The sequence below is a fragment of the Lapillicoccus sp. genome (assembly GCF_039935575.1).
Classification (GTDB): Bacteria; Actinomycetota; Actinomycetes; order Actinomycetales; family Dermatophilaceae; genus Lapillicoccus.
In genome coordinates this window covers 1-16,751 of record NZ_JBDTKA010000154.1, presented here as the reverse complement: position 1 = coordinate 16,751, position 16,751 = coordinate 1, and the positions used below count along the sequence as shown (strand labels likewise).

15 protein-coding genes and 1 tRNA gene are annotated in these 16,751 nt (G+C 68.6%); 12 read left to right on the top strand and 4 right to left on the bottom strand.

Annotated elements, in window-relative coordinates; all coding sequences use genetic code 11:
- The first annotated feature begins 22 nt into the window (after window positions 1–22).
- The 10 genes from uraH (at window position 23) to pntB (ending at window position 13,715) form a co-directional block, all read left to right on the top strand.
- A complete protein-coding gene (uraH, locus tag ABI385_RS18165) occupies window positions 23–349 on the top strand; it encodes a hydroxyisourate hydrolase (protein WP_348105173.1) in 327 nt (108 codons plus the stop codon).
- Window positions 350–417: 68 nt separating this feature from the next.
- On the top strand, window positions 418–1,299 hold the full coding sequence (gene pucL / locus ABI385_RS18160; protein ID WP_348105172.1) for a factor-independent urate hydroxylase: 882 nt from the start codon (window positions 418–420) through the stop codon (window positions 1,297–1,299).
- Between the two features lie 98 nt (window positions 1,300–1,397).
- A complete protein-coding gene (gene aceE, locus ABI385_RS18155) occupies window positions 1,398–4,124 on the top strand; it encodes a pyruvate dehydrogenase (acetyl-transferring), homodimeric type (protein WP_348105171.1) in 2,727 nt (908 codons plus the stop codon).
- 97 nt (window positions 4,125–4,221) lie between these two features.
- The gene (locus tag ABI385_RS18150; RefSeq protein WP_348105170.1) at window positions 4,222–5,058 is read left to right on the top strand and encodes a TIM barrel protein; all 837 of its coding nucleotides are present in this window, start codon (window positions 4,222–4,224) and stop codon (window positions 5,056–5,058) included.
- A gap of 88 nt (window positions 5,059–5,146) precedes the next feature.
- Complete coding sequence (locus tag ABI385_RS18145) at window positions 5,147–6,031, top strand: 2-hydroxy-3-oxopropionate reductase (protein WP_348105169.1); 885 nt, start codon at window positions 5,147–5,149, stop codon at window positions 6,029–6,031.
- 57 nt (window positions 6,032–6,088) lie between these two features.
- Window positions 6,089–7,864 (top strand): glyoxylate carboligase, encoded by a 1,776-nt coding sequence (gcl, locus tag ABI385_RS18140; protein ID WP_348105168.1) that lies wholly within the window; start codon window positions 6,089–6,091, stop codon window positions 7,862–7,864.
- A 12-nt stretch (window positions 7,865–7,876) separates the two neighbouring features.
- Window positions 7,877–9,058, top strand: a complete 1,182-nt coding sequence (locus ABI385_RS18135) for a glycerate kinase (protein ID WP_348105167.1) — start codon at window positions 7,877–7,879, stop codon at window positions 9,056–9,058.
- Window positions 9,055–10,392, top strand: a complete 1,338-nt coding sequence (gene allB, locus ABI385_RS18130; RefSeq protein WP_348105166.1) for an allantoinase AllB — start codon at window positions 9,055–9,057, stop codon at window positions 10,390–10,392. The genes ABI385_RS18135 and allB overlap by 4 nt, the downstream gene beginning before the upstream one ends.
- Window positions 10,393–10,769: 377 nt before the next feature.
- Complete coding sequence (locus ABI385_RS18125; RefSeq protein WP_348105165.1) at window positions 10,770–12,305, top strand: Re/Si-specific NAD(P)(+) transhydrogenase subunit alpha; 1,536 nt, start codon at window positions 10,770–10,772, stop codon at window positions 12,303–12,305.
- Between the two features lie 3 nt (window positions 12,306–12,308).
- Complete coding sequence (pntB, locus tag ABI385_RS18120) at window positions 12,309–13,715, top strand: Re/Si-specific NAD(P)(+) transhydrogenase subunit beta (RefSeq protein ID WP_348105164.1); 1,407 nt, start codon at window positions 12,309–12,311, stop codon at window positions 13,713–13,715.
- 24 nt (window positions 13,716–13,739) lie between these two features.
- Here the strand turns inward: pntB and ABI385_RS18115 are convergent, their stop codons facing one another.
- The 3 genes from ABI385_RS18115 to upp all read right to left on the bottom strand — a co-directional run bounded on the left by ABI385_RS18115 (window position 13,740) and on the right by upp (window position 15,596).
- Window positions 13,740–14,534, bottom strand: a complete 795-nt coding sequence (locus ABI385_RS18115) for a PH domain-containing protein (RefSeq protein ID WP_348105163.1) — start codon at window positions 14,532–14,534, stop codon at window positions 13,740–13,742.
- Between the two features lie 144 nt (window positions 14,535–14,678).
- Window positions 14,679–14,846, bottom strand: coding sequence for a hypothetical protein (locus ABI385_RS18110; protein ID WP_348105162.1), 168 nt, complete (start codon window positions 14,844–14,846; stop codon window positions 14,679–14,681).
- Between the two features lie 111 nt (window positions 14,847–14,957).
- Entirely contained in the window at window positions 14,958–15,596 is a 639-nt protein-coding gene (upp, locus tag ABI385_RS18105; protein ID WP_348105161.1) for a uracil phosphoribosyltransferase, read from the bottom strand.
- 73 nt (window positions 15,597–15,669) lie between these two features.
- Between upp and ABI385_RS18100 the strand changes: the two genes are divergently transcribed.
- Window positions 15,670–16,125 carry a nucleoside deaminase gene (locus ABI385_RS18100; RefSeq protein WP_348105215.1) on the top strand — a complete coding sequence of 152 codons (456 nt, stop codon included), beginning with the start codon at window positions 15,670–15,672 and terminating at the stop codon, window positions 16,123–16,125.
- Between the two features lie 10 nt (window positions 16,126–16,135).
- A tRNA-Ser gene (locus ABI385_RS18095) sits at window positions 16,136–16,225 on the top strand.
- Here ABI385_RS18095 and ABI385_RS18090 read toward each other — a convergent pair.
- The coding region (locus ABI385_RS18090) for a tyrosine-type recombinase/integrase (protein WP_348105160.1) at window positions 16,226–16,751 on the bottom strand (526 nt) is incomplete at its 5' end. It abuts the tRNA gene before it with no gap.

Sequence of the window (16,751 nt, the reverse complement as noted above, 5' to 3'; positions counted from 1 at the left end):
GCGTGGTCGAGGAGGTCGCGGTGTGAGCTTCATCAGTGCACACGTCCTCGACGCGAGTGGCGGCCGGCCCGCGGTCGGAGTTGCTATCGCCCTGAAGGCCGCTGACGGCGAGGAGCTGGGCGACGGTGTGACCGATGCCGACGGGCGGGTGTCCGACCTCGGCCCCGACGGGTTGACTCCCGGCGACTACCGGGTGGTCTTCGGGACTGGACGCTACTTCGCCGACCAGGGACAGCAGGCTTTTCACCCCGAGGTGGAGGTCCGGTTCACCGTCGTCGCCGGTGAGCAGCACTACCACATACCGCTGCTGCTCAGCCCGTATGCCTACACCACCTACCGAGGCAGCTGACTCTCCTCCGCACAGCAAGACCCGCCCGATCGTCACCATCACCATCACCATCACCAAAGGAGTAACCCGTGAGCGAGATCGTCCTCACCAGCAACCAGTACGGCAAGGCCGAGAACCGGGTCGTCCGGATCGTCCGGGACACCGACCGGCACGAGATCACCGACCTGAACGTCACCTCCCTGTTGCACGGCGACTTCGAAGCCGCCCACACCGAAGGCGACAACGGCCACGTCGTCCCCACCGACACTCAGAAGAACACCGTCTTCGCGTTCGCCAAGGACGGGATTCCCTCCCCCGAGGTGTTCCTGCTCAGGTTGGCCGACCACTTCACCAGTGAGTTCGACTGGGTCACGGGAGGGCGTTGGTCGGCAGAGGAGTACGGCTGGTCCCGTATCCACGACCACGACCACGCCTTCTTCCGCAACACCCCGGAGACGCGCACCGCCGTGGTGGTCCGGGACGGCGACAAGACCACCGTCATTGCTGGGTTCTTCGGTCTGACCGTCCTGAAGACCACCCAGTCCGGCTTCGTGGGATACCCCAAGGACAAGTACACGACGCTGCAGGAGACGCAGGACCGCATCCTGGCGACGGAGGTCGCGACACGCTGGCGCTACAACACCACCGACGTGGACTTCAACGCCGTGTACGACAGCGTCCGCGACACCATGCTGTCCACGTTCAGCCAGGGGTACTCGAAGGCGCTGCAGCACACGCTCTACCAGATGGCCGAGGCCGTCATCTCGAAGCACGACTGCATCGACGAGATCAAGTTCTCCTGCCCCAACAAGCACCACTTCACCAGCGACCTGTCGCCGTTCGGGTTGGAGAACCCCAACGAGGTGTTCTACGCCGCGGACCGGCCCTATGGGTTGATCGAGGCGACCGTCCTGCGCAAGGGAGCAGTCACCGCAGACGCCGCCTGGGTCGGCATCGCCGGGTTCTGCTGAGCTGCAGCGCTACAGCCGGCCCGACGTACCCTCCCGCTTCCACCTCCTCCGATGACTTCCGATGACCTCCGATGACCTCCGACGAGAAGGACAGACCGATGACGAACGAGCCGGCCACCGACCCACGCCTGGACGGCGTCGACCCGGAGGAGCTGTCCGAGTGGGCGGAGTCCTTCGAGCAGCTCCTGCGCGTCCGGGGGCGCGGGACGGCGGCCGCCGTTCTGAGGTCTCTCGACGAGCTCGCCACCGGCTCGGGACTGGACGGGCGGGAGTCGGTGACGACCGACTACATCAACACCGTCGGTGTCGATCAGGAGCCGGTCTATCCCGGGGACGAGCACCTCGAGCGTGCCTACCGGCGGCTGTTGCGCTGGAACGCCGCGGTGCTCGTCCAGCGGGCCCAGCGCCCGGACGTGGGTGTGGGCGGGCACATCTCGACCTATGCGGGGGCCGCGACCCTCTACGAAGTGGGGCTGAACCACTTCTTCCGGGGTCCGGACCACCCGGGTGGCGGCGACCAGGTCTTCTTCCAGGGTCACGCGTCGCCCGGGATGTACGCCCGTGGGTTCCTCGAGGGCCGGCTGACGGAGGCAGACCTGGACGGCTTCCGGCAGGAGAAGTCGCAGGCCCCGCACGGGATGTCGTCCTACCCGCACCCGCGTCTGATGCCGAGCTTCTGGCAGTTCCCCACGGTCTCGATGGGCATCGGTCCCATGAACGCCATCTACCAGGCCCAGTTCAACCGCTATCTGCAGGGCCGCGGCATCAAGGACACCTCGGAGCAGCACGTCTGGGCCTTCCTGGGCGACGGCGAGATGGACGAACCGGAGTCCCGGGGGCTGCTGCAGCTGGCGGCCAACGACGGGCTCGACAACCTCACCTTCGTGGTCAACTGCAACCTGCAGCGGCTCGACGGACCCGTCCGCGGCAACGGCAAGATCGTCCAGGAGCTCGAGGCCTTCTTCCGCGGCGCGGGCTGGAACGTCGTGAAGGTCCTGTGGGGCCGTGAATGGGATCCGTTGTTGGCTGCGGACACCGGAGGCGACCTCGTGCGGGTCATGAACGAGACCCTGGACGGGGACTACCAGACCTACAAGGGTGAGTCGGGCGCCTATATCCGGGAGCACTTCTTCGGGCGCTCCCCGGCGACCAGCGCACTAGTCGCCGGGATGAACGACGACCAGATCTGGCGGCTCAAGCGCGGTGGGCACGACTACCACAAGGTGTATGCGGCCTATCACGCAGCGACGGCGGGTAACGACAGCGGTAAGCCCACGGTGGTCCTGGCCAAGACGGTCAAGGGCTACGGCCTCGGAGCGAGCTTCGAGGCTCGCAACGCGACCCACCAGATGAAGAAGCTGACGGCCCCGGACCTGAAGCTGTTCCGCGACCTGCTGCAGGTGCCGGTCACGGACGCCCAGATCGACGCCGACGTCTACGCCGTCCCGTACTACTCGCCCGGCCCGGATGCTCCGGAGATCGCCTATCTGCGAGAACGCCGCCGCGACCTCGGCGGCTTCGTGCCGGAACGCCGCAACCGGCCACGCCAGCTGACACTGCCGGAGCCGAAGGTCTTCGACATCGCCCGCAAGGGCTCGGGTAAACAGCAGGCGGCGACCACGATGGCGTTCGTCCGTCTGTTGCGAGACCTGATGCGAGACAAAGGCATCGGCTCGCGGATCGTGCCGATCATCCCGGACGAGGCGAGGACCTTCGGAATGGACTCGTTCTTCCCGACCGCTAAGATCTACAACCCCCAGGGTCAGCAGTACACCGCGGTGGACCGCAGCCTGCTGCTGGCGTACAAGGAGTCGGAGAAGGGCCAGATCCTGCACACGGGGATCAACGAGGCCGGGTCGATGGCGGCGTTCACCGCCGCCGGTACGTCCTACGCCACCCACGGCGAGCCGATGATCCCGGTGTACATCTTCTACTCCATGTTCGGCTTCCAGCGCACCGGCGATGCGATGTGGGCGGCGATGGACCAGATGGCGCGGGGGTTCATCATCGGCGCCACCGCCGGGCGGACCACGCTCACGGGCGAGGGGCTGCAGCACGCCGACGGTCATTCGCCGGTGCTGGCTGCGACCAACCCGGCCATGAAGGTCTACGACCCCGCCTACGGCTACGAGATCGCTCACATCGTTCAGGCGGGGCTGCACCAGATGTACGGGGCCGACTCCACCGACGCCAACGTCATGTACTACCTCACCGTCTACAACGAGCCGATGCAGCAGCCGGCCGAGCCCGACGACGTCGACATCGACGGCATCGTGCGCGGGCTGCACCGGATCGCGACGGGTGAGGGGGACGGACCGCGGTGCCAGCTCATGGGTTCCGGCGTCTCGGTGCCCTGGGCGCTGCAGGCGGCTAAGCTCCTTCGTGAGGACTGGGGCGTGGTGGCCGACGTCTGGTCGGTCACCTCGTGGACCGAGCTCCGGCGGGACGCTCTCGCGGCCGAGCGCGACCGCTTCCTGCACCCGGAAGGCGAGTCCCGGACCGCCTACGTCACCCAGAAGCTGGCGGGGAGTATGGGCCCGATCGTCGCCTCCACCGACTTCGCGTCGGAGGTGCCGGACCAGATCCGCCAGTTCCTCCCGAACGCCTTCGCCACCTTGGGGGCCGACGGTCACGGGTTCTCCGACACCCGGGCCGCCGCCCGGCGCTGGTTCCACATCGACGTGCACTCCATGGTCGTCAGGGCGCTGCAGATGCTCGGGGACGCCGGGCAGGTCGATCCGTCGATCGCCGCGGAGGCGGCGCAGCGCTACCGACTCCTCGACGTCACGGCGGGGACAACGGGTGCCGCCGGAGGGGACTCGTGAGCGCCGTCCTCCGGTTGACGACCGGGTCGTCGGTCCGGCATACTCATTTCCGTAATACAAAAACGATATTCCGCATCGTGAAAGTCGAGAACGTCTCATGACCGTGCAAAACCTCCCGTACCTCGCCAACTGCTCGATGCTGTTCACCGAGCTACCGCTGCTCGAGCGGCCCGAGGCGGCCATGGCAGCCGGTTTCGACACGGTCGAGTTCTGGTGGCCATGGCCCGACCAGCCGGTTCCGGGCGACGCCGATGTCGACGCCTTCGTCGGGGCGGTTCAGGCGGCGGGTGTGCACCTCGCGGGCCTCAACTTCTTCGCCGGGGACCTCGCCGGTGCCGACTGCGGCGTGCTGTCGATCCCGTCCCGCTCGCAGCAGTTCCGCGACAACCTCGAGGTGACGCTCGGCATCGGGGAACGGCTGGGCACCAAAGCGTTCAACGCGCTCTACGGCAACCGGGTCGAGGACGCGACGCCTCAGCAGCAGGACGAGCTCGGCACCGAGAACCTGGCGCTCGCGGCCACGGCCGCGGGCCGGCTCGGCGCGACGGTGCTGGTCGAGCCGGTCAGCGGGCCGAAGCCCTACCCACTGCGCACGGCCGACGACGTGATCGCCATCGTCGAACGGGTGCAGGCGGCGGGCGCCCCCAACGTCGGCTTCCTCTGCGACCTGTTCCACCTGGCCAACAACGGCGACGACGTGGACGCTGCGATCGCGACACACGCGGCGGCCGTCGCGCACGTCCAGATCGCCGACGCCCCCGGCCGTGGCGAGCCTGGCTCGGGCAACCTGCCTCTAGAACGCTGGCTGGCTGACCTGCACACGGCGGGGTATGCCGGCTACGTCGGCCTGGAGTACAAGCCCACCACCACGACCCTCGACAGCCTCGGCTGGCTCCCCCGCGAACGGCGTGCCGCCGCCAGCGCGGCCCACTGAGACCACTTAGGCCACTGAGACCACTGAGACCACTGAGCCCGACAAGCTCGCCCAGCCCGACAGCATTCACCACCAAGGAGACTCGACGATGACCAACCTCGCCTTCATCGGCCTCGGCATCATGGGCAGCCCCATGTCCGTGCACCTTGCCAACGCCGGCCACACGGTGACCGGGTTCAACCGGTCCCCCAAGTACGACGAGCTCGAGGCCGCCGGCGGCACGGGCTCGGAGTCCATCGCGGGCGCCGTCGCCGACGCGGACATCGTCTGCGTCATGGTCCCCGACTCTCCCGACGTGCGCGACGTGTTGGCCGGTGAGGGTGGCGTGTTCGACAGCGCCAAGCCGGGCACGTTGATCATCGACTTCTCCAGCATCCGGCCGGACGCGACCGTCGAGCTGGCCAAGCAGGCCAAGGAGCGCGGTTTCCGACTCATCGACGCCCCCGTCTCCGGTGGCGAGGCGGGTGCCAAGAACGCGGCCCTGTCGATCATGGTCGGCGGTGACGCCGCCGACGTCGAGGAGGCCCGGCCGGTCCTCGAGACCGTCGGCAAAACCGTCGTCCACGTCGGCGGGAGCGGTTCCGGCCAGACCGTCAAGGCGGCCAACCAGCTCATCGTGGCTGCCAACATCCAGGCACTCGCAGAGGCGGTCGTCTTCCTCAAGGCCTACGGCGTCGACCTCGAGGCGGCCCTCGAGGTGCTCGGCGGTGGGCTCGCCGGGTCCAAGGTGCTGGACCAGAAGAAGCAGAACATGCTCACCGACTCGTTTGAGCCGGGCTTCCGGATCGACCTGCACCACAAGGACCTCGGCATCGTCACCTCTGCCGCCCGCGAGGCCGGCGTGGTCGTCCCGCTCGCCGCGATCGTCGCCCAGCTGATGGCGTCGGCCCGCGCGAACGGCGACGGCGCTCTCGACCACTCCGCGCTGCTGCGCGGCGTCGAACGTCTCAGCGGTTCGCTCGACCAGAGCTGACCGGCTTACCCCTCCTTTCCCTGTTCCGGCATCACCTCACACTCAAGGACACAAACCATGACCCGTATGCGCACCGCCGACGCCGCGGTCCTCATCCTCGAGAAGGAGGGTGCGACCCAGCTGTTCGGACTGCCCGGCGCAGCCATCAACCCCTTCTACAGTGCAGTCCGGGCGCACGGGGGGCTCAAGCACGTACTCGCCCGGCACGTCGAGGCGGCCTCGCACATGGCGGAGGGGTACACCCGCGCGAAGGCGGGCAACATCGGAGTCTGCGTCGGCACCTCCGGCCCCGCGGGCACCGACATGATCACCGGTCTGTACTCCGCGTCGGCCGACTCCATCCCGATCCTCTGCCTCACCGGGCAGGCGCCCGTGGCGAAGCTGCACAAGGAGGACTTCCAGGCCGTCGACATCGCCTCGATCGCGGCGCCGGTCGCGAAGTGGGCCGTCACCGTGATGGAACCCGGCCAGATCCCGGGGACCTTCCAGAAGGCGTTCCAGCTGATGCGCTCGGGCCGTCCCGGGCCGGTCCTGATCGACCTGCCCATCGACGTGCAGATGGCCCAGATCGAGTTCGACATCGACGCATACGAGCCGCTGCCGGTGGTCAAGCCGGCTGCGACCCGCGGCCAGGCCGAGAAGGCGCTGACCATGCTCGCCGCAACAGAGCACCCGCTCATCGTCGCTGGCGGTGGGATCGTCAACGCCGACGCCGCCGACCTGCTCGTCGAGCTTGCCGAGGTCACCGGGGTTCCAGTCGTACCTACCCTGATGGGTTGGGGCACCATCCCCGACGACCACGAGCTGCACGCCGGGATGGTCGGACTACAGACCTCGCACCGTTACGGCAACGCGACGATGCTCGAGTCCGACTTCGTCCTCGGGATCGGCAACCGGTGGGCGAACCGGCATACCGGAAGCGTCGACGTCTACACCAAGGGTCGTACCTTCGTGCACGTCGACATCGAGCCGACCCAGATCGGCCGGGTCTTCTCGCCCGACCTCGGCATCGTCTCCGACGCCGGTGAGGCGCTGCGAGTGTTCGTCGAGGTCGCCAGACAGATGAAGGACGACGCACGGCTGCCCGACTTCGGGGTGTGGGCGAAGAGCTGCCAGCAGCGTAAGGGCACCCTGCAGCGCAAGACGAGCTTCGACGTCACGCCGATCAAGCCGCAGCGGGTCTACCAGGAGATGAACACGGCCTTCGGCCCGGACACGACGTTCGTCTCGACGATCGGCCTGTCGCAGATCCAGGCGGCCCAGCTGCTGCACGTCTACGAGTCGAGGCACTGGATCAACGCCGGTCAGGCGGGTCCGTTGGGGTGGACGCTTCCGGCCGCGCTCGGCGTCGCCACCGCGACCCCGGACACCACGGTCGTCGCGCTCTCCGGGGACTACGACTTCCAGTTCCTCATCGAGGAGCTCGCGGTCGGCGCCCAGTTCAAGATCCCCTACATCCACATCGTCGTGAACAACGCCTACCTCGGGCTGATCCGGCAGTCTCAGCGCGGGTTCGAGATGGACTACTGCGTGCAGCTGTCCTTCGACAACATCAACGCTCCCGAGCTCAACGGCTACGGGGTGGACCACGTCAAAGTCGCTGAAGGCCTGGGCTGCAAGGCAATTCGCGTCTTCGAACCGGACGAGATTCTCCCTGCGCTCGAGCAGGCCAAGAAGCTGCTCGTCGAGTTTCAGGTGCCGGTCGTCGTCGAGGTGATTCTCGAGCGTGTCACCAACGTGTCGATGGGGACCGAGATCGACGGCGTCGTGGAGTTCGAGGAGCTCGCGGAGCGCGGTGTGGACGCCCCGACAGCGATCTCCATGCTGGACTGAGGGCGGACTGCTGTGACTACCGTCCTCGTCGCGTCCGACAAGTTCAAGGGCTCGCTCACCGCCGCCCAGGTGGCGGCGGCGGTGAGCGCCGGCATCCGCCGGGTGTCGAGTGTGCCGATCGTCTCGGTGCCCGTCGCAGACGGTGGAGACGGCACCGTTGACGCCGCGGTGTCGGCCGGGTTCGAGCGGGTTCCGGTGACGGCCAGTGGGCCCACGGGGGAGCCGGTCCAGACGGCATACGCACGTCGCGGCGACACGGCGGTCATCGAGATGGCCGACGTGGCAGGGCTGGTACGCCTGCCCGGCGGGGTGCGTCAGCCGCTCACCGCCACCAGCCGAGGGCTCGGTGAGGTCATGGCGGCTGCCATCGACGCAGGGTGCACCCAGCTCGTGGTCGGCATCGGCGGTAGCGCCAGCACCGACGGTGGCGCGGGGCTGGTCGCGGCTCTCGGGGCGAGCCTGCTGGACGCCGAGGGCGAGCAGCTGCCAGGCGGAGGAGCGGCGCTCGAACGCCTGGACCGGGTCGACCTGGGCGCTTTGCGCAGCCGGCTGGAGTCGGTGAACGTCACTGTGGCCTCGGACGTCGACAACCCACTCCTCGGCGAGCGTGGGGCAGCCGCGGTCTACGGCCCGCAGAAGGGCGCCTCCCCCGATGACGTCGAGCGGCTCGACGCGGCGCTGGCGCATTGGGCGGACGTGGTCGAGGAGGTCACCGGACGCGACGACCGCCACCACCCGGGAGCAGGTGCCGCCGGCGGAGTGGGGTTCGGCCTCGTGGGAGTCCTGGGTGCTCGCGTACGCTCCGGGATCGACCTTCTGCTCGAGCTCGTCGGGTTCGACGCCGCGCTCGCGCACCTCGGCCCGGACGACCTCGTCATCACCGGAGAGGGCTCGCTGGACGAGCAGACCCTGAACGGTAAGGCCCCCGCTGGCGTGGCCGCCGCAGCGGCGGCCCGCGGCGTACCGGTTGTTGCGGTATGCGGACGCACCACGCTCGACGTCGAACGGCTCCGCGAGGCAGGCATCGACGCGGCCTATGCTCTCGCCGACATCGAACCGGACATTCGGCGCTGCTTCACTCATGCGGCGGCTCTGCTCGAACAGCTGGGTGAGCGAGTTGCGCGAGATCGGTTGGCACACAAGACGACCCGAAGCGACGATGCAGTCGATACACCGAAGGGAGCGACTCCATGACCGAGTTCGACATGGTGATCCGGGCGCAACGAGCGGTGCTACCCAATGGCGAGCGTGCCGTCGTGGTGGGCGTGCGGGACGGGGAGGTGGTGGCGGTCGAGACAGCTGGTGCCGACCTGATCGGCACCGAGAACATGGAGCTCGGGCCCGACGAGGTGCTGCTGCCCGGACTGGTCGACTCGCACGTCCACGTCAACGACCCCGGCCGCACCCATTGGGAGGGTTTCACGAGCGCGACCCGCGCTGCGGCCGCCGGTGGCGTGACGACCATCGTCGACATGCCACTCAACAGCATTCCGCCGACCGTCGACGTCGCGGCGCTAGAGGTCAAGCGCACAACGGCGGACGGGCAGACCTGGGTCGACGTCGGGTTCTGGGGTGGCGCGGTGCCGGGCAACGCCGCCGACCTGGCCGGGCTTCACGAGGCTGGGGTGTTCGGGTTCAAGTGCTTCCTCGTCCACTCGGGCGTCGACGAGTTCCCGCATCTCGAGCCCCCGCAGGTCGAGGAGGCGATGCGTGAGATCGCCTCGTTCGACGGGCTGCTCATCGTCCACGCCGAAGACCCAGACGAGATCGAGCACGCACCCGAGGCGCACGGACCCGACTACGGTGGCTTCCTGGCGTCCCGCCCGCGCGATGCCGAGAACCGCGCCATCGAGCACGTCATCGCGCAGTCTCGTGAGACCGGCTGCCGCGTCCACGTCCTGCACGTGTCCAGCTCCGACGCCCTGCCGACTATTGCCGCGGCTGAGGCTGACGGCATCCGCATCTCGGCCGAGACCTGCCCTCACTACCTGACCTTCACTGCGGAGGAGATCCCTGCAGGCGCAACGCAGTACAAGTGCTGCCCGCCGATCCGTGAGTCGTCCAACCGGGACCTGCTGTGGGAAGGCTTGCGCGACGGGACGATCGACATCGTCGTGTCCGACCATTCGCCGTCGACCATCGATCTGAAGCTGCTCGACAGTGGCGACTTCGCTGGCGCCTGGGGCGGCATCTCGTCGCTCCAGATCGGCCTCTCCGCAGTGTGGACGCAGGCACGGCACCGCGGGTTCGACCTGACCGACGTCGTGCGCTGGATGGCGAGCGGCCCCGCCGACTTCGTCGGCCTCCCGACCAAGGGCCGCATTGCCGTCGGTGCGGACGCCGACTTCTGCGTCTTCGCGCCAGACGACACCTGGGTCGTCGACGCCGACCGGCTGCACCACAAGAACGCCATCACCCCCTACGCCGGGCGGACCCTCGACGGTGTCGTTCGCAGCACGTGGCTGCGCGGCAGACCAGTCGACGTCGCCGCACCGCCGCGTGGACGGCTCCTCACCCGAGGAACCTGAGCAGGCACGCTCACCTGGCACGGATGCGGGCAGGTTGGTCGAGTGCCGAGCATCGCGCACGGTGCTCGCGTGGCGACCAACGTGCGCGCAGTCGTGCGGCATGAGCGAGGTGGTCGCTCATACACGGCGTCATCGGCGCCTGACGGTGGGTGCCTACCCGGTTTTCCTACCGGCAACGGCCGCGTCGGCTACCCTGAGGTTGTTGAGGCGTCAACGATGCCCGATCCCCGGTCAGCTGAAGGCCCGCGATGTGTCCCCTGTCTCGCGGGCCTCCAGCCTGTCTGGACTCCTGACACGCTCGCCGTGGCCGTTGGATAGCCTCACCGCGGTGCCGGGCTGATCGCCCGAGGCAGCTGAGTCATCCGACGGGAGCAAAGATGCAGATCGGTGTGCCCGCGGAGTCGCGCGGCGGCGAGACCCGCGTCGCGGCGACGCCGAAGACGGTCGAGCAGCTGCGCGGGCTCGGCTACGAGGTGGTCGTCCAGGCCGGAGCCGGTACGCGTGCCAGCTTCTCCGACGCGGCCTTCGAGACCGCGGGTGCGCGGGTCGTCACGGGCGCCGAGGCGTGGGGCAGCGACGTCGTTCTCAAGATCAACCCGCCCACCGATCCCGAAATCGCCGAGCTGCACGATGGCGCCATCCTCGCGAGCCTGGTCAGCCCCGCGCTGGACCCCGACCTCGTTGCGCGGTTGGCCGCCCGGCGGATCACCGTCCTCGCCATGGACGCGGTGCCCCGCATCTCGAGGGCGCAGAGCCTCGACGTCCTCAGCTCGATGGCCAATATCGCCGGCTACCGCGCTGTCATCGAAGCCGCACACGAGTTCGGCAGCCTGTTCACTGGTCAGGTGACCGCTGCGGGCAAGGTGCCTCCGGCGAAGGTTCTGGTCATCGGCGCCGGCGTCGCGGGCCTGGCCGCCGTCGGGACCGCAGGCAGCCTCGGGGCCATCGTCCGGGCGTTCGACGCCCGGCCTGAGGTTGGCGAGCAGGTCGAGTCGATGGGGGCGGAGTTCCTGCGGGTGGAGCGCACCGAGGGAGAGGCTGAGGCGAGCTCAGACGGCTACGCGAAGGCGACGTCGGAGGACTTCGACCGCCGAGCTGCCGAGCTCTACGCCGCGCAGGCCGCCGAGGTCGACATCATCATCACCACCGCGCTCATCCCCGGTCGTCCCGCCCCGCGCCTCATCACCGCTGACATGGTCGCCTCGATGAAGCCCGGGAGCGTCATCGTCGACATGGCCGCCGCCAACGGTGGCAACTGTGAGCTCACCGTCAAGGACGAGCTGGTCCTCACGGACAATGCGGTGCGGGTCATCGGCTACACCGACCTTCCCGGGCGGCTCCCCACCCAGGCCTCCCAGCTGTTCGCGACGAACCTGGTCAACCTCCTCAAGCTGCTCACCCCGGCCAAGGACGGGGTGCCGGTCCTCGACATGCAGGACCAGGTGGTCCGGGGCATGACCGTCGTCAGGGATGGCGAGCTGATGTGGCCACCGCCTCCGGTCCAGGTCTCGGCGACCCCCTCCGTCGCTCCGGCAGCCCGGCCGGTTGTCGTCGCCAAGGCGCCCCCCGACCCGAGGCGCCGGTATGCCGGCATGGTCGTGGGCGCGCTGCTGCTCGGTCTCGTGGCGGCATACTCGCCGGCGTCGTTCCTCGGGCACTTCACGGTGTTCGCGCTGGCCTGCGTCGTCGGGTTCTACGTCATCACCAACGTCCACCACGCCCTGCACACGCCGTTGATGTCGGTGACGAACGCGATCAGCGGGATCATCGTCGTCGGCGCCCTCGTCCAGATCGGCACCGGATCGATACTGGTCAGCGTGCTGGCTGTGGTCGGGATCCTCGTCGCGAGCATCAACATCTTCGGCGGGTTCACCGTGACCCGGCGGATGCTCAAGATGTTCAGGAGGGCTTGAGCCATGAGCGCCCCCAACGTCGTCGGGCTGGCCTCCGCCGCATACATCGTCGCGGCGTTGCTGTTCGTCGCGAGCCTCGCCGGGCTGTCGCGACACGAGACGGCCAAGTCCGGCAACACGTTCGGCATGATCGGGATGGGTCTCGCGCTCATCGCCACCGTCGGCCTGGTCCTGCGGTCGGTGGACGACACGGGCGGCTCGACTCCGCTGGCCGTCGTGCTGATCCTGGTGCCGATGGTCGCCGGCGGCGCCGTGGGCGTGTGGCGGGCGCTGCGTGTCGAGATGACCGGGATGCCGCAGCTGATCGCCATGCTGCACAGCTTCGTCGGCCTGGCAGCGGTGCTGGTCGGCTACAGCTCGTGGCTGGAACCGCTGGAGAACGGTGCGGTCCACCTCGTCGAGGTGTTCCTCGGCGTATTCATCGGGGCCGTCACGCTCACCGGTTCGGTGGTGGCCTTCCTCAAGCTGAGTGCTCGGATCCCCTCCAAGCCGCTCATGCTCCCCGCCCGGCACCTGATGAACCTCGTGGCGCTGATCGTGACGGTTGCGCTGCTTGTCTGGTTCGTCACCTCGGACGGTTCCGCGGCGGCACTGCTCCTCATGACGGCGATCGCCTTGGTCTTCGGCTGGCACCTGGTCGCGTCCATCGGGGGGGGCGACATGCCCGTCGTCGTCTCGATGCTCAACTCGTACTCCGGATGGGCCGCGGCGGCCGCCGGGTTCATGCTCGGCAACGACCTGCTCATCGTCACCGGCGCGCTGGTGGGGTCCTCCGGTGCCTACCTGTCCTACATCATGTGCCAGGCGATGAACCGGTCCTTCGTCTCGGTCATCGCGGGCGGTTTCGGGTCGGGCGCGGTCGCCTCCTCGGACGACACGGACTACGGCGAGCACCGCGAGACGTCCGCCGCGGACGTGGCCGACCTGCTGCGTGAGGCGTCGTCGGTGGTCATCACGCCCGGCTACGGTATGGCGGTCGCCCAGGCGCAGTACCCCGTGGCCGACCTCACCCGCCGGCTGCGCGAGCGGGGCATCGACGTCCGGTTCGGGATCCACCCGGTGGCGGGCCGGCTGCCCGGGCACATGAACGTGTTGCTGGCCGAGGCCAAGGTCCCCTATGACATCGTGCTCGAGATGGACGAGGTCAACGACGACTTCCCGGCCACCGACGTCGTGCTCGTCATCGGGGCCAACGACACGGTCAACCCCGCGGCGGCGGAGGACCCGACCTCACCCATCGCCGGTATGCCGGTGCTCCAGGTCTGGAACGCCAAGGACGTCGTCGTGTTCAAACGGTCCATGGCGGCGGGCTACGCCGGGGTGCAGAACCCGTTGTTCTTCCGGGAGAACAGCCAGATGCTGTTCGGCGACGCGAAGGAACGTGTCGAGGACATCATCAAGGCGCTCTGAGCTGCGGGTCCTAGCGACCAGGGATCAGTCGTCGTCCGACCAGCGAGAGCGACGGCGTGGGGGGGTCCCGCTCGGGCCGACCAAGGGGCCCGTCTCGGCCTCGCGGCGCCGCCGGCGCTCACCGTCACTGCTGTAGATGATCTCGCCGCTGGTGGTGCCCGACGGGGTGACGCGAGGGTCACGGTGCAGCGGGATCGCTCGCGAGTGGGACGGGTTCACTTCGACGGGAGAGACCGGCACGCTACCGAGCGGACTGGAGATCGGCGTGGGCAGCGGGCTGCGTGGTGGTGGCCCCCCGTCCGAGCCGAAGCTGTCCCCAGACCCGTCCTCGCCGTCGCTCCCGCCGGCCGTGGCTCCGTCGCCCGGGGTCAGGTCGTCCTCGGCGACGACCCCGAAGATCTCGGCGCAGATGATCCGGTAGGTCTCGTCCGGCCGCGGTACCCACTCGATCGTGCGCAGCGCCTGGTCCTGGCCGGCGCTCTCGAGCACGAAACGTCCGTAGCCGAAGACCCGCCCCGGCACCGACCGGTTGTAGGACATATCGGTGACCTTGCTCAACGGCATCATGGCGACCTTGCGGGTCAACAGGCCGTAGCGCAGCAGCAGCCGCTTGTCCGTCGCGAGGAACCAGTCGGACCGCCATTCGGACAGCTGCCAGACCGTCCAGCCGAGGAGCCCGAGCCAAAGGACCCACAAGGCGCGCATGAACACGCTGTTGGGGTACGTCACTCGCGCGTCGAGGAAGAGCACTACCACGAGCCCGGCGAGCGCGAGCGCGATGGGACCGGCGATCCGGCTCCAGTGCTGGTGGACCGCCACGACCACCTTTTCGTCAGGTAGCAGGAACCGTTGCAGCCCGACTGGTTGGTCGCGCCGAGCAGTCGATGTCGATGCTGAGTGTCGAGCCCGTGGTGCCATGGTGAGGTCGTCCCGTATGCCGGTCAGCTCGCGCCGAGGTCCGGGTCAGCGCCGCAGCAGAGCGTCGAAGAAGCTGCCGATGGCCTGGACGCCCTGGGCGATGATGTCGAACGCGGTTCGCACGATGTCGGCGGCCTGTGCCGGAGACTTGATGATGGCGTAGACAAGGAAGATGAGCAGCACCCAGCCCAGGATCTTCCTGACTCGGGTCATCGTCCGGCTCCTTGGTCGGTGCGCAGGTGCCGAACGCACCCTGGGCGACAGTGTGCCGCACGTGACCCCTGTGACGGGAGTGCCACGCCGCCCAGCATACCGGTCGGCTGCTCAGACCAGCCCGTAGAGCCGGTCGCCGGCGTCGCCGAGGCCGGGGACGATGTAGCCCTGCTCGTCGAGGCGCTCGTCGACGGCCCCGGTGACGAGGTTGACGGGGACCTGCAGCCCGCTCAGCTCCCGCTCGATGTGGGCGATCCCCTCGGGCGCCGCGAGCAGGGTGATCGCGGTGATGTCGTCGGCGCCGCGGTCGACGAGGTAGTGGATCGCCATGGCGAGGGTGCCTCCGGTGGCGAGCATGGGGTCGAGGACGTAGCACTGCCGGCCCGACAGGTCGTCGGGAAGCCGGTTGGCATACGTGATCGCCTCCAGCGTCTGCTCGTTGCGCATCATCCCGAGAAATCCGACCTCCGCCGTCGGCAGCAGCCGCACCATCCCGTCGAGCATCCCGAGCCCGGCCCGCAGGATGGGGACGACGAGCGGTTTGGGACGGGCGAGCTTGATGCCGGTCGTCGGCGCGACCGGGGTCTCGATGTCGAACGGCTCGACCCGAACGTCGCGGGTGGCCTCGTACGCGAGCAAGGTCACCAGCTCGTCGACCAGGCGCCGGAAGGTCGGGGAGTCGGTGCGCTTGTCGCGCAGGTAGGTCAGCTTGTGCGAGATCAGCCGGTGGTCGGCCACGTGAACGCGCATGCGGGAAACTTAGCGCGTGCCCCCGGATCCGCCGCCGCTCGAGCTCGCCGTCGACCACCGGTATGCCTCGTGGATGGCTCGCCCGCTGGAACTGGCCGCCGCGGCCGGCGCGGCGGGGGACGTACCCGTCGGTGCCGTGGTCGTCGACGCGGCCGGGGAGGTCGTCGGTGAGGGCGCCAACGTCCGTGAAGCGTTGGGGGACCCGACCGGCCACGCCGAGGTGCTGGCGCTGCGGGCTGCGGCGAGGCATACCGGTCGAGGCTCGGGGCAGAAGTCCTGGCGCCTGACCGGTTGCACGCTGGTCGTCACGCTGGAGCCGTGCGTGATGTGCTCCGGCGCAATGCTCCTCGCGCGGGTGCCGACCGTGGTCTTCGGGGCGTGGGACCCCAAGGCGGGGGCGTGCGGGTCGGTGTGGGACCTGGCCCGGGACCGGCGGGCGAACCACTGGGTCGAGGTCGTCGGCGGCGTCCGCGAGCAGGAGTGCGCCCAGCTGCTCCTCGATTTCTTCGCCGCCCGGCGGCTCGGGTAACCTTCCCGGCGGTGGCGTGTCCGAGCGGCCTAAGGAGCACGCCTCGAAAGCGTGTGTGGGGGAGACTCCACCGTGGGTTCAAATCCCACCGCCACCGCCATTATGAGCACAGATCAGCCCCTCGCCGGATCCCCGGTCGAGGGGCTGATTCGCGCCTAGTCTCAATTTTAGTCTCAATTGGCGACCTCAAACCAGACTTCTCGGTCCCTACGTTGGACTGCCAGAGAAGGCCGCTGAGCCTGGCGGCGATGTCCTGCCGGATCGGTTCGACCATGTGGGCGTAGCGGGTGGCCATGGCCGGGTTGGACCAGCCCATGATGCCCATCATGGACCGCTGGTCGACGCCGAGCAGGAGCAAGACGGTCGCCGCGGTGTGCCTGGCATCGTGAAGCCGTCCGTCACGAATTCCGGCCTGGATCAGCAACTGCTTCCAATGGCTCCAGTCGGTACGTGGGTTGATCGGGGCCCCTGTTTCGGTGGCGAAGATCCAGTCGCCGTCCGTCCACAGTTGAGCCGCGCGCCCGCGCTCCTTCACTTGGCGGCTGCGGTGCGCGTCGAGTAGCTGAACCAATTCGTTCGGCAACCCCACAGCTCGTCGTCCGGCTCTGGACTTCGTTGAGTCAGTG